The organism is Aliirhizobium cellulosilyticum, assembly GCF_014198105.1.
Lineage (GTDB): Bacteria > Pseudomonadota > Alphaproteobacteria > Rhizobiales > Rhizobiaceae > Neorhizobium > Neorhizobium cellulosilyticum.
Genome location: NZ_JACIGW010000010.1, coordinates 31,266 through 50,302, shown reverse-complemented (window position 1 = coordinate 50,302; position 19,037 = coordinate 31,266). Strand labels below are relative to the sequence as shown.

General features: G+C 61.5%; 16 protein-coding genes. 2 read left to right on the top strand and 14 right to left on the bottom strand.

Annotated features, from left to right (window positions below; genetic code table 11):
• Positions 1-68 precede the first annotated feature (68 nt).
• From GGE33_RS24910 to cobA, 6 genes are all read right to left on the bottom strand, one after another.
• Positions 69-1,706, bottom strand: coding sequence for an ABC transporter ATP-binding protein (locus GGE33_RS24910; RefSeq protein ID WP_183829488.1), 1,638 nt, complete (start codon positions 1,704-1,706; stop codon positions 69-71).
• Positions 1,699-2,526, bottom strand: a complete 828-nt coding sequence (locus GGE33_RS24905) for an ABC transporter permease (RefSeq protein WP_183829485.1) — start codon at positions 2,524-2,526, stop codon at positions 1,699-1,701. Before GGE33_RS24905 ends, GGE33_RS24910 begins: the two co-directional genes overlap by 8 nt.
• Positions 2,523-3,530: an ABC transporter permease gene (locus GGE33_RS24900; protein WP_183829482.1), complete on the bottom strand. Its 1,008-nt coding sequence runs from the start codon at positions 3,528-3,530 to the stop codon at positions 2,523-2,525. The genes GGE33_RS24905 and GGE33_RS24900 overlap by 4 nt, the downstream gene beginning before the upstream one ends.
• A 94-nt stretch (positions 3,531-3,624) precedes the next feature.
• Positions 3,625-5,214 carry an ABC transporter substrate-binding protein gene (locus tag GGE33_RS24895; RefSeq protein ID WP_183829479.1) on the bottom strand — a complete coding sequence of 530 codons (1,590 nt, stop codon included), beginning with the start codon at positions 5,212-5,214 and terminating at the stop codon, positions 3,625-3,627.
• Between the two features lie 355 nt (positions 5,215-5,569).
• Complete coding sequence (locus GGE33_RS24890; RefSeq protein ID WP_183829477.1) at positions 5,570-6,883, bottom strand: cobyrinic acid a,c-diamide synthase CobB; 1,314 nt, start codon at positions 6,881-6,883, stop codon at positions 5,570-5,572.
• Positions 6,880-7,683 carry a uroporphyrinogen-III C-methyltransferase gene (gene cobA, locus GGE33_RS24885; RefSeq protein WP_183829474.1) on the bottom strand — a complete coding sequence of 268 codons (804 nt, stop codon included), beginning with the start codon at positions 7,681-7,683 and terminating at the stop codon, positions 6,880-6,882. The genes GGE33_RS24890 and cobA overlap by 4 nt, the downstream gene beginning before the upstream one ends.
• Before the next feature lie 59 nt (positions 7,684-7,742).
• On the opposite strand from cobA, the gene GGE33_RS24880 reads away from it, so the two are divergent.
• Complete coding sequence (locus GGE33_RS24880; protein WP_183829630.1) at positions 7,743-8,852, top strand: cobalt-precorrin-5B (C(1))-methyltransferase; 1,110 nt, start codon at positions 7,743-7,745, stop codon at positions 8,850-8,852.
• Here GGE33_RS24880 and cobM read toward each other — a convergent pair.
• From cobM to cbiE, 3 genes are read right to left on the bottom strand one after another with little or no spacing between them, the layout of a single operon-like run.
• Positions 8,828-9,625, bottom strand: coding sequence for a precorrin-4 C(11)-methyltransferase (gene cobM, locus GGE33_RS24875; protein WP_148143740.1), 798 nt, complete (start codon positions 9,623-9,625; stop codon positions 8,828-8,830). The two genes, GGE33_RS24880 and cobM, sit on opposite strands and share 25 nt — an antisense overlap.
• Positions 9,622-10,008: a cobalamin biosynthesis protein gene (locus GGE33_RS24870; protein ID WP_183686874.1), complete on the bottom strand. Its 387-nt coding sequence runs from the start codon at positions 10,006-10,008 to the stop codon at positions 9,622-9,624. Before GGE33_RS24870 ends, cobM begins: the two co-directional genes overlap by 4 nt.
• Entirely contained in the window at positions 10,005-11,255 is a 1,251-nt protein-coding gene (gene cbiE, locus GGE33_RS24865; RefSeq protein WP_183829470.1) for a precorrin-6y C5,15-methyltransferase (decarboxylating) subunit CbiE, read from the bottom strand. The genes GGE33_RS24870 and cbiE overlap by 4 nt, the downstream gene beginning before the upstream one ends.
• A gap of 1 nt (position 11,256) precedes the next feature.
• On the opposite strand from cbiE, the gene GGE33_RS24860 reads away from it, so the two are divergent.
• Positions 11,257-12,024: a cobalt-precorrin-6A reductase gene (locus GGE33_RS24860; protein WP_246436455.1), complete on the top strand. Its 768-nt coding sequence runs from the start codon at positions 11,257-11,259 to the stop codon at positions 12,022-12,024.
• Here GGE33_RS24860 and GGE33_RS24855 read toward each other — a convergent pair.
• Genes GGE33_RS24855 through cobN form a run of 5 tightly spaced genes read right to left on the bottom strand, consistent with a single transcriptional unit; the run spans position 11,988 to position 19,024 of the window.
• Positions 11,988-12,752 (bottom strand): precorrin-3B C(17)-methyltransferase, encoded by a 765-nt coding sequence (locus GGE33_RS24855; protein WP_183686877.1) that lies wholly within the window; start codon positions 12,750-12,752, stop codon positions 11,988-11,990. The genes GGE33_RS24860 and GGE33_RS24855 overlap by 37 nt on opposite strands.
• The gene (locus GGE33_RS24850) at positions 12,749-13,504 is read right to left on the bottom strand and encodes a precorrin-2 C(20)-methyltransferase (protein ID WP_183829463.1); all 756 of its coding nucleotides are present in this window, start codon (positions 13,502-13,504) and stop codon (positions 12,749-12,751) included. The genes GGE33_RS24855 and GGE33_RS24850 overlap by 4 nt, the downstream gene beginning before the upstream one ends.
• Positions 13,501-14,130 (bottom strand): precorrin-8X methylmutase, encoded by a 630-nt coding sequence (locus GGE33_RS24845; protein WP_183829460.1) that lies wholly within the window; start codon positions 14,128-14,130, stop codon positions 13,501-13,503. The genes GGE33_RS24850 and GGE33_RS24845 overlap by 4 nt, the downstream gene beginning before the upstream one ends.
• Positions 14,127-15,518, bottom strand: a complete 1,392-nt coding sequence (cobG, locus tag GGE33_RS24840; protein ID WP_183829457.1) for a precorrin-3B synthase — start codon at positions 15,516-15,518, stop codon at positions 14,127-14,129. Before cobG ends, GGE33_RS24845 begins: the two co-directional genes overlap by 4 nt.
• Positions 15,515-19,024 (bottom strand): cobaltochelatase subunit CobN, encoded by a 3,510-nt coding sequence (gene cobN, locus GGE33_RS24835; protein ID WP_394353693.1) that lies wholly within the window; start codon positions 19,022-19,024, stop codon positions 15,515-15,517. The genes cobG and cobN overlap by 4 nt, the downstream gene beginning before the upstream one ends.
• Between the last annotated feature and the right edge of the window lie 13 nt (positions 19,025-19,037).

The window sequence follows — 19,037 nt, the reverse complement described above, 5'->3', positions numbered from 1 at the left end:
ACGTTGGTACCTGCGTCCTCGCCCCGTTTACGGGGAGAAGGGGCCGGCAGGAGGATGAGGGGCAGCTCTCAGTTTCCGGCGCTTTCCATGCGCCGCGTGGCAAGCACCTTTTCCAGCCAGCCGAGTTCCATTTCGGGCACGGATTTGAGGAGAAGGTCTGTGTAGTCGTCGAAGGGCGGCGAAAGTGCCTGGGATTTCGGGCCGAAGCGGACCAGCCTGCCGCGATGCATGACGGCGACCGAATCGGCTATTGCGTTCACGATGGCGATGTCATGGGTGATGAAAACATAGGAGAGCTGCTGCTCTTCCTGCAGTTTCATCAGCAGCTTCAAAATGCCTTCGGCGACCAGCGGGTCGAGCGCCGATGTCGGCTCGTCGCAAAGGATCAGCTCTGGTTTCGCCGCAAGCGCACGGGCAATCGCCACACGCTGCTTCTGCCCGCCGGAAAGCTCTGCCGGATAACGATCGATGAAACCGTTGCCCATCTCGATCTGCTCGAGCAGTTCCCTGACGCGGGCGGTCTTTGCAGCACCTCTGAGGCCGTAATAGAAGGTCAACGGCCGGCCGATGATGTCGCGCACCGTCTGGCGTGGGTTCATTGCCGTATCAGCCATCTGGTAGATCAGCTGGATACGGCGAAGATCGTCTTTCGGGCGGTTCTTCAGTGTCAGTGTCAGCGGCTTGCCGTCGAAAGTGATCTTGCCTTCGCTCGGCCTCAGAAGGCCGGTGATGACACGTGCCAGCGTCGACTTTCCCGACCCTGATTCGCCAACGATCGCCAGTGTCTGTCCCTTGCACAGATGCAGCGAGACGCCGTGCAGAACCTTGAAGCCGTTCGAATATTCCGCGCTGACCTTATCCACTTTCAGCAGCGGGTTGGACTGGTCCGCAGCCTCCTCGCGTGCTGTCTGGCGCACGTTGACCAGCGCTCTTGTATAGTCCTGCGTCGGTGCCTCGATGATCTGCTGCACCGGGCCGTATTCCACCGTCTTGCCATGGCGGAGAACCATGATGTCGTCCGAAATCTGCGCGACCACCGCGAGATCGTGGGTGATGTAGAGCGCAGCCGTATCGGTTTCCTCAATCGCATGTTTGATCGCGGCCAGAACATCGATCTGCGTCGTCACGTCGAGCGCCGTTGTCGGTTCGTCGAAGACGATCAGGTCAGGGTTGGAGCAGAGCGCCATGGCGGTCATGGCGCGTTGCAACTGCCCGCCCGAAACCTGATGCGGGAAACGATCGCCGAAGGTCTCGGGACTTGGGAGGCCCAGTACCTGGAAGAGATAGAGCGCCCGCTGGCGCGCCTCCGGCTTGGTCATCAGGCCATGCTTGACTGTCGCCTCGATTACCTGGTCGCCGAGCCGGTGGGCTGGGTTGAAGGCGGCAGCTGCAGACTGCGCTACGTAGCAGATACGGGCGCCGCGCAGTTTTCTGATGCCGCCCTTGCCGAGTTTGAGGATGTCCGTGCCATCGAGTTTCACCTCGCCGCCGGTGATTTCGGCGCCGCCGCGGCCATAGGCGAGGGCGGAGAGGCCGATCGTCGACTTGCCGGCTCCCGATTCGCCGATCAGGCCCAAAACCTTACCCTTTTTCAGATCGAAGGAAACGCCGTCGACGATGGTGATCCGTTTCGGCTGTTCGCCGGGCGGATAGCTGGTTGCTTCGATCTTCAGGTCGCGGACGGAAAGAAGATGGGTGTCAGGCATCGCCACGGCCTCCCTTCAGGCTGGAGGTTCGCTTCAAGAGCCAGTCGACCACGAGGTTGACGCAGATGCAAAGTGCCGCGATCGCCGAGCCGGGTACGAGCGCTGCGGGGATGCCGAAGATGATGCCGTCCTTGTTGTCCTTCACCATGCCGCCCCAGTCTGCTGTCGGCGGCTGTATGCCGAGGCCGAGGAAGGAAAGGGTAGAAAGGAACAGGATGGCAAAGGCGAAGCGCAGACCGAATTCGGCCAGAAGCGGCGAGAGCGTGTTGGGCAGGATCTCTCGAAAAATGATCCACATCTTGCCTTCACCACGCAGTTTTGCCGCCTCGACAAATTCCATCACCGCGACATCGAGCGCCACGGCGCGGCCGAGACGGTAGACGCGGGTGGAATCAAGTACTGCCATGACAAGGATCAGCACGAACAGGTATTGCGGCAGGACGGCCAGTACGACGAGCGCGAAGATCAGTGTCGGGATCGACATCATCAGGTCGTTGAAACGGGAGAAGACCGTGTCGATCACCCCGCCGGAGACCGCCGCGATGAAGCTTAAAATGATGCCGAGCGAAAACGAGATCACGGTCGCCGCCAGTGCCACGAAAAGCGTCGTGCGGGTGCCGTAGATCAGCCGCGAGAGGATGTCACGGCCGAGATTGTCTAGGCCGAAGAAGAACTGGCCATCCGCCACCTGCCAGACGCCCCCGACGACTTCGGTTTCGCCATAAGGGGCAATCAGCGGGGCGAAGAGGGCGCAGAAGATGGCGAGCGCAATGCCCAAAAGGCCGATCCAGGCGGTGATGGGGATTTCTCTCACTCTCATCGCGGATGCCTCAATCTCGGATTGGCGACGATCGCAAGAATATCGGCCAGCATGTTCAAGAGGATGTAGACGGCCGCAAAGATCAGGCCGCAGGCCTGCACGACCGGCATGTCGCGCACCGTCACCGCATCGACCATGTACTGGCCCATGCCCGGATAAACGAAGACGACCTCGACGACCACGACACCGACCACCAGATAGGCGAGATTGAGCGCCACGACGTTTATGATCGGGGCGAGCGCGTTGGGGGCGGCGTGCTTGACGATCGCTCGCCAGCTGGAAAGTCCCTTCAGCTCGGCCGTTTCCATATAGGCGGAAGACATGACGGAGAGGATGGCCGCGCGCGTCATCCGCATCATGTGAGCGAGAACGACGAGAACCAGTGTTGCCGTCGGCAGCGCAATCGTCTGGATACGTTCGAGGAAGCCCATGCCCTCGTAGACTGTCGCCGGGAAGGTGGCGATACCGAAATTGACGGCGAAATAGAGGATCAGCAGGTAGCCGATGAAAAATTCCGGCAGCGAGATCGCCGCCAGCGAAATCACATTGATGATCTTGTCGGGCATCCGGTCACGGAAATGGACCGAGAGCATGCCGAGACAGATCGCAAGCGGCACGGCGATGATGGCGGCAAAACCGGCAAGGAACAGTGAGTTGCCAAGTCGTTTGCCGACCTGTTCGGAGACCGAATTGCGGCTTGCCCAGGAGGTGCCGAAATCACCTTGGACCACACCGCCCAGCCAGTCGAAATAGCGGGTGACGACAGGGCGATCGAGGCCGAGTTCGGAGCGGATGTTGGCGATCGTCTCCGGGGTGGCCGACTGGCCGAGATAGGTGGAGGCGAAATCGCCGGGCAGAGCTTCCACACCGGCAAAGATCAGCACGGAAACGGCAAAGAGAAGAACGAGCGAGAGAAGAAAGCGCTCGAAGATAAGGGTCAATAGCGGAAACCGCTCCCTAAGGCTGCGGGCAGGCGTGCCGCCGGCCTCTGTGGAATTTGACATCTGGCGCGATCCCGTTTCCGAAATGAAGGAATGGGATCGCAGGCGCTGACCTGCGATCCATGTTCATCGGTGGGCAAGAGCCCTTTTTCAGGGGTCAGGCGTCGAACCAGACGCGGCTGGCGACATAGCCGTTGGACATGTCGTTGCCGATATCGCTGACATAGCCCATCAGCTTCTTGGTGCCGGCATTCACGAAGTCGTTGAACATCGGCAGAATCGTGCCGCCTTCGTCACGCACCAGCATCGCCATTTCGCGATACATGTCCTTGCGCTTCTTCTCGTCCAGTTCGCCGCGGGCCGAGATCAGCAGCTTGTCGAATGTCTCGTTCTTGAAGCGGGTGTCGTTCCAGTCGGCGGTCGAAAGATAGGCGCCGGAATAGAACTGGTCCTGGGTCGCGCGGCTGCCCCAATAGGAGGCGGAGAAAGGCTGCACGTTCCAGACGTTCGACCAGTAGCCGTCACCCGGCTCGCGCTTGATCTCGATGTCGATGCCAGCTTTCTTGGCGCTCTGCTGGAAGAGCACGGAGGCGTCGACGGCGCCCGGGAAGGCGACTTCCGAGGTGCGCAGGAGCACGGATCCACTATGGCCGGACTTCTTGTAATGGAAGGCCGCCTTGTCGGGATCGTAAGATCGCTGCTCGATGCCTTCGGGGAAGAGCGCGTAGGTGTCGTTGATCGGGAAGTCGTTGCCCACCTTGCCGTAACCGCCGAGAATGCGCTTGACCATTTCCTCGCGGTCGATCGCGTATTTCAGCGCCATCCTGAGGTCGTTGTTGTCGAACGGCGCCTTGTCACAGTGCATGATGAAGACATAGTGACCGCCGCCTGATGTCGTCAGCAGCTGCACCGTCGGGGCGCGTGTCAGAAGCGGTACGGTCTTCGGATCGACGCGGTTGATGAACTGGACCTGACCGGACGAAAGTGCCGCAATACGGGCCGTCGCGTCGTTCATCGTGATAATTTCGACTGAATCTACATAACCACGGTCGGAGCGCCAGTCATTCGGGTTTTTCTCGAAGGTCATGCGAACGCCGGGTTCGAAGCTCTTCACCTTGTAGGGGCCGGTGCCGACGCCAGCCGTCGGCTTGTCGATGCCGCCATTCGGCTGGATGACGAGGTGATAATCGGTGAAGATTGCCGGCAGGTCGGCATTGCCGCTGTCGAGTGTGACAACCAGATCACCGCCCTTGTTTTCGATCGAGGTGATCGACTTCATCACGCCGGCTGCACCGGATTCGGTCTTCGAGTCGCTGTGGCGTTTCAGGGTGGCCACAACGTCGTCGGTGGTCATTTCCTTGCCGTCGTGGAACTGCACGCCCTTGCGGATCTTGAAGGTCCAGGTCTTGGCGTCGGCGGAAGGCACCCAGGATTCGGCCAGCGACGGGATCGGGGCCCGGGTCTGCGGATGTGTCTCTACCAGCGTGTCACCCCAGCTGCGTACGGCAGCGAACATGACTTGTGAGGTTGCCTTGGCGGGGTCGATTGAGTCGGTGGCTGCGCCGCCTTCTAGGCCGAGCTTCAATGTGCCGCCCTTCTTGGGCGTCTGGGCTGCGGCGCTGGTGGCGAAAAGATTGCCAGCTGCGGTCAGCGTCAGGCCGGCGGCCATGGCGCGACCCATGAATTCGCGGCGGTTCATGCCGCCTGCCGTAACGCGTCCGGCCAGATACTTTGTGAAGTCGTTCATTTCCCTTGTTCCCCTTTATCCGATGCAGATTTCTGTTCTTGTCATCGACACCCGCTCGTCCGGTTTCCTCTTCCGTGGAGGGGCGTGTTTCATGCTGTCGATCGTGGGAAATGGTTCGGTTGCCGCCGACATAACTTCCTTTCTTCTGCAGTCTCCCGCTCATCTGCGTGAGCTTATCTGCCTCGGGAAAATCTGCTCTGTGATCGAAGGCCCGTTGAGGCTTGATGAATGGTAAGGGCGCGGTGTCGCGCGGGTGAGCCTTCGCTACGACATTAAGTGCCTTTGATGCGACACATTTGGCAACCTCCCATGGGTTGCGAAAATTCGACACCTGTCAGGCAGGTGCCCAATAGGCTCAATCGCGCGCTATTGCATGGAAAAATGCGCCGGTCACACGACCTCGTTTTCCACCCGATGGGCCTATTTCGACGCCGCGGCCGTCTGCAATCATGGCGAGAGGTTGGTCGTTTCCAGCATCGATCACGCGTGCGTAATGGAATTCATGGCCACGGATCAGGTCGTTGGCCGAACCGATCGCAGAGTGGCCCAGCAGGCGTGCCTGGCGGTAGCCGAGATTCATCTTGCGTTGGGCAAAGCTGGTAGCATGGGAAAGAAGTCCGGTCATGGTGTGGGTCACGCCATCGGCATCCTCCAGCGCCTCGCCGAGAACCATGTAGCCACCACATTCGCCGTGTACGGGTTTTGTTTCCGCGAAGCTTTTCAAACCCGCCTTGAAATTGTGGGCTGTGGCCAGCCGGCGGGGATGCAGCTCGGGATAACCGCCCGGCAGCCAGCAGATGTCGCAATCGCCTGGCGGCGCTTCGTCGGCGAGCGGCGAAAAGGTGATGATCTCCGCCCCCATGGCGCGCCATTGCCGCTTGATATGTGGGTAGAGGAAGGTGAAGGCCGCGTCCTCGGCAAGCGCAATCCGCTGGCCCGGTGGTGGAAGCGCCTTTTCGGTTGAACCTGACGGTATATCGAATGGTTTTGCGGCGGCAAAAATCGCATCGAGATCAAGCGAGCGCTCCATAGCATCGGCCAGACGATCGATATGGGCATCCATTTCCGGGTGTTCGCTCGCCTGGACGAGACCGAGATGGCGTTCCGGCAGTGTCAGCGTCGGATCACGCAGCACCGTGCCGACAACCGGCATGCCAAGTGCCTCGATCGCATCGCCGGAAAGCTTCTTGTGTCGCTCGCTGCCGGCCCTGTTCAACACGCAGGCGGCCATCTTCACATTTGGGTCGTAATGCATGAAACCGCAGGCGATTGCCGCCGCTGTCTGGCTCTGGCCGGAAACGTCGAGTACCAGAAGCACAGGCAGGCCGAAAAGCCGGGCCAGATCGGATGCGGCGCCGGAACGATTGGGTTCGGTCACGATGCCGTCGAACAGGCCCATGGCACTTTCGATCAGTATCAGCTCGGCATCATCCGCCTGTTCACGCGCCAGATGGCGCAAAAGATCGGGTGCCATCGCCCAGCTGTCGAGATTGAGGCCGGGCAGTCGGGTCGCCGCCTCGTGAAAACCGGGGTCGATATAATCCGGCCCGGTCTTGATGCCGCGAACTTTCACGCCGCGCCGTTGGAACGCCCTCAGCAGGCCGATCGTGACGCTTGTCTTGCCGGAGCCGGAGCGGGGTGCGCCGATGATGAGCGCGCGGGCGATCATGGATTCTTGCCCGAAAGAACGGCCTGCCCGGATAGGACAGCCTGCATGGAAACGATCCTGCCGATGACGATCAGTGCTGGAGCGGCAAAATTCTGGCGCTGGACTTCTTCCTCGACAGTGGCAAGTGTTGCCGTCATCGAGCGTTCGTCCGGCGTCGTTGCGGCCATCAGCACGGCAACGGGCGTGTCGGCGGCAAGGCCGCCTTCCATCAGCAGTCGGGCAATCGTGCCGATCGTGCTGACGCCCATATAAACGACGATCGGCTCGCCGGTTTTTGCAAGCGCCTTCCAGTCGAGATCGCCGGGTGTTCCGGCGGCATGGCCGGTTGCCAGCGTGATCGAGCGGCTGATGCCGCGCATGGTAGCCGGAATGTTGGCGGAGGCGAGCGCCGCCAATGCGGATGTCATGCCGGGCAGCACGCGAAAGGGAATGTTTTCCTTCACCAGCGCTTCAGCTTCCTCGCCGCCACGACCGAAGATGAAGGGATCGCCGCCCTTCAGCCGCAAGACGCGCTTTCCCGCCTTTGCCAGTTCGATCAGTTTGGCCGTGATATCGTCCTGCGCGACGGAAGGCTTGCCGCCACGCTTGCCGACGAAGATCAGGTCTTTTGTCGTCGCCAGCGCCAGCACGCCGTCAGAAACCAGCGCATCATGCACTATCACATCCGCCTTTTTTAGCGCATCAGCTACTTCCAGCGTCAGATAACGTGGATGACCCGGTCCGGCACCACCCAGCCATACGTGGCCCGGGGCAAATTCGGGGGCATCGACGATCGTTTCCAACAACTCATTCACGGACATATTCAAACCTTTTGCCGGCCGGTGGCGGCCGGGTTATAGAAACGGCCATGGAAGCGGCCATTGAAACAGAAAGCAAGAACCTGCGTCGTGGATGGACGACGGGCACCTGTGCGGCGGCAGCCAGTAAGGCCGCCTGTCTTGCGTTGATGACCGGCGAATTTCCGGCCTTGGTCGAAGTGACACTGCCCGGCGGCCAACGCCCGGCCTTCGCTCTTGCGATGGAAGAGAAGGGCAGCGGATTTGCCAAGGCTGGCATCGTCAAGGATGCCGGCGACGATCCCGATGTCACCCATGGCGCGCTGATCATGAGCACCGTGCGCCGTGGATTGCCCGGCTCCGGCATTACCTTCAAGGCGGGACCGGGCGTCGGCACCGTGACACGACTTGGCCTGCCGCTGCCGCCCGGTGAGCCATCTATCAACCCGGTTCCGCGCAAGATGATCGCCCAGGCTATTTCCGAGGTTTGCCATGGCGAGCGGGATTTCGAGGTCGAGATTTCCGTTGCCGATGGCGAGAAGATCGCCGAGCGCACCCTCAACGGTAGACTTGGAATCCTTGGCGGCATATCGATTCTCGGTACAACCGGCATCGTCATCCCGTTTTCCTGCGCTTCCTGGATTCATTCCATCTGGCGTGGCATCGATGTGGCGCGCGCCGCAGGGCTTGATCACATTTCCGGCGCCACCGGCAATGTGTCCGAAAAGGCGGCGCAGGCCCATCATGGCCTGTCGGAGATCGCGCTGATCGACATGGGCGATTTCGTCGGCGGCATGCTGAAATATCTTCGCAGCCATCCGGTGCCGAAGGTGACGATTGCCGGCGGCGTCGCCAAGATGACCAAGCTTTCTCAAGGCATGCTCGATGTGCATTCCAAACGCGGGCTTGCCGATCTCGAGGCTCTGGCCAAGGTTGCGGCCGAAGCCGGCGCGGAGGCCGATTTCGTGGCGCGAATTACCGCGGCCAATACCGTGTCGCACGCCTTCCAGCTCGCCGATGACATAGGGCTTCCGCTTGGCAACCGCATCGCTGCACTCGCCTGGAAAACGGCGGCCAAGGCACTGCATACGCCAGATATTGCTCTGGAAATCCTGGTCTTCGATCGACAAGGCCAGCTTGTCGGCAAGACGGAGTTCACGCCCTCCGATCATTCCGAACCCTTATCGGCGTGATCCTTGCTGAACTGATCCCAGCCGGGGCGAAAACGCCTTACATAGTCGGCATTGTATAGCTGGCTCTCGACAAAATCGGACGCGCCCAGGCCTTTGCCGATAAAGATCAGTGCCGTGCGTTCGGCCGGCTCTTCCGCCAGTTTCGCCTCGATATCGGCGAGCGTTCCGCGGATGATCCGCTCTTCCGGCCAGGAGGCGCGTACGACAATTGCCACCGGGCAATCTGCGCCATAAAGCGGCGTCAGTTCCTCGACGATTTTTTCCAGTGCATGGATGGCGAGATGGATCGCCAGCGTTGCGCCTGTCGCTCCAAAGGCCTTCAGTGTTTCGCCTTCCGGCATTTTCGACGCGCGGCCGGAAACGCGGGTGAGTACGAGGCTCTGGGCCACTTCCGGGATGGTGAGTTCACGCTTCAGTGCTGCCGCTGCTGCGGCGAAGGAGGGCACGCCCGGCGTTAGCGTATAATCGATACCGTGTTTTTCCAGCCGACGGATTTGTTCGGCGACCGCGCTCCAGACGGAGAGATCGCCGGAATGCAGCCGCGCGACGTCCTTGCCCGCCTTGTGGGCGGCAACATATTCGGCTTCGATCTCGTCCAACGACAAGGAACCGGTATCGACGATGCGCGCATCTTTCGGGCACCAGTCGAGCAGTTCCTTGGGCATGATCGAGCCGGCATAAAGGCAGACCGGCGCGCGGGCGAGAATATCACGACCGCGCACGGTGATCAGGTCTGCTGCACCCGGACCTGCACCGATGAAATGGACGGTCATGCTTGTTCTTTCATTTCTGCCAGCGCGCAGGTGGCGCCCTGCGATATCAGCCTAGGCACGATGATCTCTGATTTTTCGCCCGCAGCTGCCAGCGCGGCACCCTCCGAAAGGCTGGAGGACAGCGTTTTCGCAAGGCTGTGCCGTGACACGGTTTTCGTTCGCGGTTCTGCGTCCATCAGGGCATCGTCCGCCACGATATGGAGCGGCAGGCCCAGCATCTCGGCCAATTGCAGAATGCCGGCTTCCTCCCGCTTGATCTCGCCGGTTGCGAGCGCCGAGATGGATTCACGTGAAATTTTCGCTTCCATGCAGGCGGCATCGAGTGCCGATAGAAGCTCATCGCGCGTGCTGCCCTTGCGGCAGCCGAGACCGGCAACGATCATGATTGCATTCCTTTTGTCCATGTCCATTGGGTCACCGGCATTGCCGGCTTCCAGCCCTGCATCGCGCCGACCGGTGCTGCGCGTGAAACTTCCATTCGGATCAGGTTGCCGCCGAGTTTCGCTTGTGCCGCCAGCAGTACTGTTTCCATTTCCAGCGTCACGGCATTGGCAACCAGCCTGCCGCCGGGCTTCAGTGCCTCTAAGGCTGCGTCGAAGACGCCTGGTTCGCTGCCTCCGCCGCCGATGAAGATCGTATCGGGTTGCGGGAGATCGTTCAGCGCGGACGGCGCCTCTCCTTCGACCAGAACCAATCCCGGAACGCCGAAATGGGATGCATTGCGCCTGATCCGCGCGGCGCGTTCCGGATGAGCTTCGATGGCAATCGCTCGCATCGACGGGTCGGCCAGCATCCATTCTATGCCGATCGAACCGGAACCAGCGCCGATGTCCCAGAGCAGTTCACCTTGCCGAGGGCTGAGCGCCGACATCGTCAGCGCCCGAATTTCGCGCTTGGTGATCTGACCGTCATGTTCGAACAGCGCGTCGTCGAGTCCGAAGCCACGCGGCAGGATGCGCGCATCGGCACTTGCAACCACCTCGATGGCCACGACATTGAGGACATTGATATCCTGTAATGCGAATTCTGCGGCCTTGCCGGCGCGCATCGTCTCGGCCTCACCGCCCATCGCTTCAAGCACTGTCATTCCGGATCGACCAAACCCGCTTTCCGTCAGCAGTTCCGCCAGCTCCCGAGGGCCTTTTTCGTCGGAGGTCAACGCGATGATCCGCCGGCCGGGATGCAATAGCGGGCGGATCAGGTCGATCGGGCGGCCGTGCAGGGAAACGGTCTCGATATCCTGTAGCGGCCAGCCGAGCCGCGAAGCCGCCAGCGAGAATGCCGAAGGCGATGGGTAGGTGGTAAACTCATCGGAGCCGATGTGACGCGACAGGGTGACGCCGACGCCGTAAAAGAACGGATCGCCGGAGGCGAGCACGCAAGCCTTTTGCCCTCTCAGTGCCAGGACATCGCGCATCGCTGCATCGAACGGCACGGGCCATGGACGCGCCTCGCCGGTTATCAGCGGCGCTGCAAGCTCCAGATGCCGTTTGCCGCCGAAGACGACCGAAGCGCAGGCGATCGCATCCCTGGCGTTTTCGCCCAGCCCTTTCACGCCATCCTCGCCGATCCCGACAATGGACAGCCAGCGGCTTTGGTTTAAAGCTTGTTTCTCTGATTCAGGAGGCAATTTGACCTACTCCATCCTCATTCTGGGAGGCACGGCGGAAGCCAAGGCGCTCGCCGCCCAGCTTTCGACGAGCCCCGATTACGATATTTTGCTCTCGCTTGCCGGCCGCACCAAGGCCCCGGCCGAACAGCCCGTGCCGGTTCGTATCGGCGGCTTCGGCGGTGCCGGAGGGCTTGCCGCATTTCTTCGCGAAAAGAACGTGGACCTGCTGATCGACGCGACGCATCCGTTTGCGGCAAACATTTCCCGCAACGCTGCCGAGGCGGCGGCGCTGGCGGGTGTCGATATTCTCGCTTTGCGCCGTCCGGTATGGTCGCGACAGAAGGGCGATCACTGGCAGGAGGTCACCGATATTGCGGCCGCCGTCCAAGCCCTCGACATTGCTCCGCGCCGGGTTTTCCTGACGCTCGGCCGGCAGGAACTGCTGCCTTTCGAAGTGATGCCGCAGCATTCCTATCTGGTGCGCAGCGTCGATCCGGTCGATCCGCCGCTGAAGCTGCCGAACGTGTCTTATATCACCGCGCGCGGTCCGTTCTCCGAATGGGACGAGACCCAGCTGCTTGAACAGCATGCAATCGATCTTATCGTCTCGAAGAATAGTGGCGGTGTCTCCAGCGTCGGCAAGATCAGCGCTGCCCGACGGCTGGGCATCGAGGTCGTGCTGATCGAACGCCCCCGTCTGCCGGATGTGCCATCGGCCAGAAGCGTCGAAGAGCTTGCCGGCATGGTGCGTCACTGGAAGCTCTCCCGCAGAAAACGGGGCGAATAGACAATCGGCCTCTGACCAGTCCGCTCGATAAGCCTCGTCTCGGCCGTGCCGACGATCACGCAGGTCGCCATGTCTGCCATATCGCCTTCAGCTTCTTCGAGCGGCACGATGCGGATCGCCTCGTCGGGGCGGCCTGCTGCACGGCCGAAGATCACCGGCACTGAGCCGGGCAGATGGGCGCGCAAAATGTCGAAAGCCTCGCCCAGCTGGTGCGGACGCGCCTTGCTGATCGGATTGTAGAAGGCCATGACGAAGCCCGCCTTCGCAGCCGCCACGAGACGTTTCTCGATGATCGCCCAGGGTTTCAGGTTATTCGACAGTGATATGGCGCAGAAATCATGGCCCAGCGGTGCACCGGCCTTGGCGGCAACCGCAAGCATCGCAGTAACACCCGGCACGACGAACAGCTCGATATCACGCCATTCGGCCGGGCCGTCGTCGATCGCTTCGCAAACTGCGGCCGCCATGGCAAACACGCCCGGATCACCGCCGGAAACAACGCAGACCTTACCGCCCTTGGCCGCCATTTCCAGCGCTGCTTTGGCGCGCGTCAGTTCTTCGCGGTTGTCCGAGGCGTGGCGGCGTTGGTCTGCTCTGAGGTTCAGCCGGTCTATATACGGGAAATAGCCGAAAAAGTCGGTGGATGCCGTAACTGCCGCGAGAGCCTCCTGGGTCATCTGGTCGGGATTGCCGGGGCCGAGGCCGACAACGGTCAGCGACCCGGTCATTTCTTTTCCCCTTGCGGTCTCGTGGTCCAGCCGGGAACGAGTACGATGGAGAAATAGGGCGCCGGGCTTTCGTCGCGCGTTTCCAGTCGCTCGGCCGCTCCGTTCGCCATCGTGCCGCGCTCGACATAAAGTGCGCCGGAAAGCTTTCCGACCGATGCTAGGGCGCGGCGGATTTTCGGCAAGTTACGGCCAACCTTCATAATCACGGCGCCATCCGTAACTGCGAGCCGTTCCGCGAGCTTTTCTTCCGGCAGCGTGCCGGGCAGCACGCTTAAAATGTCGTCGCCCTGCACCAGCGGCAGGCCGGTCATCGACCAGCAGCCGGACATGGCGGTAACGCCTGCGATCACGTCCGCCTGATAAAGATCCTTCAGCCGCAGATGCAGGTGCATGTAGGAACCGTAGAAAAGCGGATCGCCCTCGCTCAGCACGGCAACATTCTTGCCGGCATCGAGATAGGCGGCGATCTCTTCGGCCGAGCGATCGAAGAAATCGTTGATCGGGTTCTTATAGTCGTCTTCGTCCTTGTGGGTCTCGATTGTTACCGGATAGACCAGCGGCAATTCGATCGTGCCGGGGCGGATATGCGCCTCGACGATGGTGCGGCCATTGCCGGTCGAGCCCTTCTTGCAGAAGAAGGCGACGACATCGGCCTCGTTGATGGCGCGAACCGCTTTCAGCGTCATCAGTTCCGGATCGCCCGGACCCGTGCCGACGCCGGTGAGTTTGCCCTTGATGATGGCGGCGTTCACAGTCCTGACCTCGCAAGCGCGTTAACTGCGGCGGCGGTCATGGCCGAGCCGCCCATGCGGCCGCGCACCACGGCATAAGGAATGTCGTGGGTGGATTCCATCAGCGCTTCCTTGCTTTCCATCGCGCCGACAAAACCGACCGGCATGCCGATGATCGCGGCCGGGCGCGGTGCACCGGCATCCAGCATTTCCAGCAATCGAAACAGTGCCGTCGGCGCATTGCCGATGGCAACGACCGCGCCTTCCAGCTCGTCCCACAGGTCGAGAGCGGCTGCCGAGCGGGTGTTTCCGATGGTTTTTGCCAGTTCTACGGTGCGACTGTCGCGCAGAGTGCAGATCACCTGGTTTTCCGCCGGCAGTCTTGCGCGGGTCACGCCATGCGCCACCATTTCGGCGTCGCAATAGATCGGCTTTCCAGCTCGAAGGGCAGCGCGTGACGCCTCGACGAAATCGCTCGAGAACCGGAAATGCTCTGCCGCCTCGACCAGCCCGCAGGCATGGATCATGCGCACGGCGATATCGGCCTGTTCCTCGGTGAAGGCGGAAAGATCGGCTTCCGCGCGAATGATCGCGAATGACTTTTCGTAGATCGCATCGCCTTCGCGGATATAGTCGTAACTTGTCATGGTCGTCCTGTGGCTGCCGCTTCCAGCCGGTCTGAACCGATCCGGGCAAGGCACGCGGCTGAGTTTTCGCTTGGCCGTCTTTCCGATCTGACGAGATCGGCAAGGCGGCGAAGCGTGGCGTTGGTATCGGCAAAGCTCGAGAAAGCAAAGGGTTCGTCTGCAGCTTTTCCCTGCGCAATCAGAGAAACGTGATTAGCGGTGCCGCAAAGGGTAAGCGCTGCCGGTTGCGGATGGGCGCAGCCTTTCGGGCAACCGGTGACATGCAGCTTGAAAGAACCGTCGAGCAGATCGGCGCATTCGGCGGCCGCTGCTGCGGCAATCTCGTGAGTGGCGATCGTCGCCGAATTGCAGGCGGGGCTGCCTGAGCAGGCGGCGATATGGCCACGCGGATCGTTGGCAGAGATGATGAACCCGTTGCTGTCGGCGAAGTCCCGCAATTCCCGGCAGGCGATCTCGGTGCCAAAGAAGAGCAGGGAGTGATCAAGCGCTGGTTTGAGCGATTTTATTCCCAAGCGGACGGCTTCGTTACAAAGCGCGATCAGATGTTCCGCCTTTGCCTGTCCAAAGGCGGGGCCGATGCCGATGGCGTGGAGGTGATTTGAAAGGCTGAACAAGTCAAAAGGAGATGCAGCCACTTTTCCAGCCGTCATGCTCGGGCTTGTCCCGAGCATCTGCGACGGATCAACTGTCGCGACGCTGGCAGATCCTCGGGACAAGCCCGAGGATGACGGCGGAGTGTGGGGTGCTGCCTCGTTCACGGCCAAGCGATGAGCCAGATCTCGTCCGCGAGCCTTGTTTCCCAGGCTTGCCAGCCGCTTCAACAGGTCGATGACCGTGTCGACAACAAGTGTTTCACGTAAAACATTGAAAACGTGAGTGGATTGTTCGGTGCCGCCTAAAAGCAACTTCCAGTCGTGTTTTCCGACCGCGATAAGACGGATATCGGCAAGCAGGTCCGAGAGCCGCAGAAGTCCTCCACCATCGACCACAACGGCCATTTTGGGTGCCAGTCCGGTAATGCCGCGCGAGGCGTCACGTATGGCCTCTGCCAGCGGTCGGGGATCGGCAATTTCGCTATCATCCATACCGGCAAGCGGTGGAACTTCGACGGTAAGACCTTCGCGAAGCGGCAGGTTCATCGCGCGCGCATCTGCATCCAGACGCGGCGCGGATATCTCGCTCAAGCCACGGACCTGAAGATTGCCGCGGGCGGAAATGTCGACCATGCCGTTGCCATGCTTCAGCGCCAGCAGGCAAATATCCGCCAGTTGTTCGGGCGAAATCGCTTCGATCAGCGAGATACGCGCCAACAGGCCGTCGCCGGTCATCATCGGGGCCGAAAGGGCAGGGCAGGCACCGCGTTGCAGAGTGAGCGGGAGCGCCGTCATGCGACCTCTCCCGTCAGCATCTCAAGCTCGGCATCGACCGCATTTCGGCGCGGATGCCATAGCCCGCGGTTCAGCGCCGAGCGGAAACGCTCGCCCATATAGCGCGCACCTTCCGGGTTCTGCGTCAGCAGAAATTCTCGCACGACCTCGTCGCCAAGATAGGCGTTGTAGGTCGCATCGATCAGCGATTGCGGGATGGCATGGGTGGTTTCGGCAAAGCCGATAAGCCTGTCGACGGTTTCGACCAGTTCTGCGGCTCCGCGTGGGCCGTGGCGCATCTGGCCGGCGATGAAGCGCGGATTGATGGCCCGCGCACGGACAACCCGTGTGACGGCTTCGGAAATCGAGCGTGCTTTCGGTTTTGCGGGATCGGTCGTATCGAGCGCAATTACGTCCGCCTTGCCGCCAAGCGCTGCCACCGCTGCGGAAAAACCGCCGATAAAGGCAACGTCGGCCGAACCGTCCAGAAGATCGCGGCCGGGATCGTCGCCGGTATGGACGAGCAGGTCGGCATTGCCGATCCGTCCAGCAAATTCGCCGGGCACATGACTCGCCATACCGTCCGCACCGCCGAAAGCATGGCTGGTGGCGTCGAGATAGATGCGCCCCAGCTCTTCGCGCTCGCCCCACGATCCATCGGCAAGTTTTTCCTCGATGCCGGAGCCGTAGGTGCCGGGTGCCGAGCCGAAAATACGCGGCGGAACCGAGCCTGTCTTCTGCGTCTCTTCAGCCAACGGATTGTCGCCCGGTGCTTCCTCGCGCGTAGCAATTGCCCGCATGGCGGCATCGAGCAGGGCAATCAGCGCCGGGAACATGTCGCGGAATAGGCCGGAAATCCTGAGCGTCACGTCCACGCGCGGGCGGCCGAGTTGCGCCGGAGGCAGAACCTCAATGCCGGTGACACGGCCGGTCACCATGTCCTGAACCGGCCTTGCGCCCATCAGTGCCAGAACCTGCGCCACTTCCTCACCGCCGCTTCGAAGCGAGGCGCTGCCCCAGATATCGAAAACGAGGTTTTTCGGCCAGTCGCCATGGTCCTGAAGATAACGGCGCAGGATTTCGTCGGCGGCACGTTTGCCAAGCTCGAAGGCGGTCGGCGTCGGCAGGGTGCGCGGATCGCTGGCAAAAAGATTGCGCCCGGTCGGCATCACATCGCGGCGGCCACGCGCCGGTGCACCGGAAGGGCCGGGGCGGATATGCCTGCCATCCAGCGCATCCAGCAGAGCCTGCTTTTCCGTCCCGGCACTGGCAATCCGCAGCGGATCATCGTCGCCCTTGGCCACTTCGCCGAAAATATGCTGGCCGTCCTTGATCGCAAAGTCCTTGAGATCGCAAAGAAACGCATCGATCCGGGCAAGCGCGGTATCCGGGTCGTCGTCGCGGGAAACGCCGGCATCGGTGGCAATCGTCGTGTCGCGGGCCGCATCGACGATCAGTTTTGCCAGCCGGTCACGGCGGCGGCGGTCGAGGCCATCGGCCTGGGCATATTCGTCGACCAGCAGTTCAAGCTTCTTCTCGTCGTCCGAAAGACCGGCGCCGGTCAGAACCGGGGGCAGGTGGCCGATGGTGACAGCGGAAATCCGCCTTTTGGCAACGGCTGCCTCGCCGGGATTGGAGACGATAAAGGGATAGATCACCGGCAGGGCGCCGGTCACCAGTTCCGGGAAACACTCCTTCGACAGCGCCACCGTCTTGCCCGGCAGCCATTCGAGCGTGCCATGTGCGCCGACATGCACGATCGCATGAGCGCCAAGGGCGTGGCGCATCCATTGGCCGAAGGCGATCAGCGCATGGCGGGGCGGCAGGTCAGGGCTGTGATAGTCGGCGCGGCGATCGGCGCTGCGACCGCGATCCGGCGCCAGCGCCACGGTGACATTGCCAAATTGTGCGGCGCGGAAGCGGTATGCGCCATTTTTCAGATCCGCGTCGTCTTTCGCATCGCCCCATGCTTCGCTGGCACCTGGTGCTGCGACGTAGTCGCGAAGCGGCAAGGAGCCAGTTTTCCGATTAAGACGATCAAGGAGGTCGCGGGGCGTGTCGGGAATATCGGCAACCGAATAGCCGGCGAGCGAGAGTTCGCGCAGCATGGCAAGCACGCTTTGCGGTACATCCAGCCCGACGGCGTAACCGGTGCGGCCCGGCGCGCTCGGATAATCCGGCATCAGGATGACGATTTTTCGCTCATAGCGGCTCGTCATCTTCATCCGCAGGAAGGCTGCGATCCGCTCGGTCACCTGTTCGACGCGGTCAGCTTCAGGGCTGTTGACGAGTTCGGCCGAGCCGCTGCCCTGCTTGAAGGAGATCACACCGGCCAGAATGCGGCCATCGAGTTCCGGCAGGACGACATGCATGGCAAGGTCGGCGGGATTCAAGCCGCGCCTGCCCTCGATCCAGCCTTCGCGGCGGGTGGTCGCGACAACGATCTGGAAGACCGGAATGCCTGACTTATCGAAAATCGTCTCGTTGCTGTCGTCGGTGCCGCTGGCAAAAGCGGTGGTCGTCAGGATCGCGGCGGGCTGAAGCTCGGTTATCGCCTGTTCGATAAAGGTTATCGCCTCGGCATCCTTCAGGCCGCTGACAAAGAGCGGCACGGGGGCGAAGCCGCGCGCGGCGAGCGCTTCAAAGAGTGCATCGATCGGTGCAGCGTCATTGGCGAGCAGCATGGACCGGTAGAACAGGATCGGCAGGCGCGGCGCATCCGGTGAAAATCCGGCCATAAGGTCTCGTCGGTCAACGATCCCTTTTCCAGGGCGATAAAAACCGGCCTTCGGCATCGCAATTGCAGGCGGAATCTCATCCGCCCCGCCGCTTGCCAATGCTCCCAGTCGCTGCACCAGAACCCGCATATTGTCCGGTCCGCCCTCGCGAAAGCAGGCGAGAATGCCGGCAAGATTTGCCTCGGAAACCGTCGAGGCGGCGGCCAGCCGTTCGTCACGCATGCTGCATTCGCCGGGCAGCATGGCGAGCGCGATCTTTCGGCGTTTCGCCAGCCGCGACAATTCCTCGACGCCATATGCCCAGCGGTCGTAACCGCCGAGAATGCGCACGAGGATGACCTTTGCATGGGCCGCCGTCTTTTCCAGCCACAGATCGGCGGACATCGGGTGGCGCAGGTCGGAGAGGTTGGTGAGGGCGAGCGATGGGCTGTTGGTGTTGCCCGAGGCTTTACCCCCCTCTGGCCTGCCGGGCATCTCCCCCACAAGGGGGGAGATCGACTCGCGGCGAGGTTCCGCTCTATTCAATTGTTGAGGATTTAGCGGTGTTGCTACGTCTTGCTGATCTCCCCCGTTGTGGGGGAGATGGCTGGCAGGCCAGAGGGGGGTATCAAGGCCACGAGCCTCAGCCGTATTCCACGCGCCACGGTCAACCGCCTCCCAAGCCGCCGCAATCCCGTTCAGATCGCTGCCGGAAAAGGACAGGACCACCACATCGGCCGGTGACTGGTTGAGGTCTACCGGTTCGATAAGGTCGTCGAGCGACGACGATGTGGTGGCGAGTATGTGCATCCTTTTCCTCGGC

Bases quoted from the DNA above. Each gene is read 5' to 3' on its own strand.
- GGE33_RS24910 (WP_183829488.1), bottom strand. From the start codon at position 1,706: ATGCCTGACACCCATCTTCTTTCCGTCCGCGACCTGAAGATCGAAGCA.
- GGE33_RS24845 (WP_183829460.1), bottom strand. From the start codon at position 14,130: ATGACAAGTTACGACTATATCCGCGAAGGCGATGCGATCTACGAAAAG.
- GGE33_RS24900 (WP_183829482.1), bottom strand. From the start codon at position 3,530: ATGTCAAATTCCACAGAGGCCGGCGGCACGCCTGCCCGCAGCCTTAGG.
- GGE33_RS24905 (WP_183829485.1), bottom strand. From the start codon at position 2,526: ATGAGAGTGAGAGAAATCCCCATCACCGCCTGGATCGGCCTTTTGGGC.
- GGE33_RS24890 (WP_183829477.1), bottom strand. From the start codon at position 6,883: ATGATCGCCCGCGCGCTCATCATCGGCGCACCCCGCTCCGGCTCCGGC.
- cobM (WP_148143740.1), bottom strand. From the start codon at position 9,625: ATGACCGTCCATTTCATCGGTGCAGGTCCGGGTGCAGCAGACCTGATC.
- GGE33_RS24895 (WP_183829479.1), bottom strand. From the start codon at position 5,214: ATGAACGACTTCACAAAGTATCTGGCCGGACGCGTTACGGCAGGCGGC.
- cobG (WP_183829457.1), bottom strand. From the start codon at position 15,518: ATGACGGCGCTCCCGCTCACTCTGCAACGCGGTGCCTGCCCTGCCCTT.
- GGE33_RS24855 (WP_183686877.1), bottom strand. From the start codon at position 12,752: ATGACCGGGTCGCTGACCGTTGTCGGCCTCGGCCCCGGCAATCCCGAC.
- GGE33_RS24870 (WP_183686874.1), bottom strand. From the start codon at position 10,008: ATGATCGTTGCCGGTCTCGGCTGCCGCAAGGGCAGCACGCGCGATGAG.
- cobA (WP_183829474.1), bottom strand. From the start codon at position 7,683: ATGTCCGTGAATGAGTTGTTGGAAACGATCGTCGATGCCCCCGAATTT.
- cobN (WP_394353693.1), bottom strand. From the start codon at position 19,024: ATGCACATACTCGCCACCACATCGTCGTCGCTCGACGACCTTATCGAA.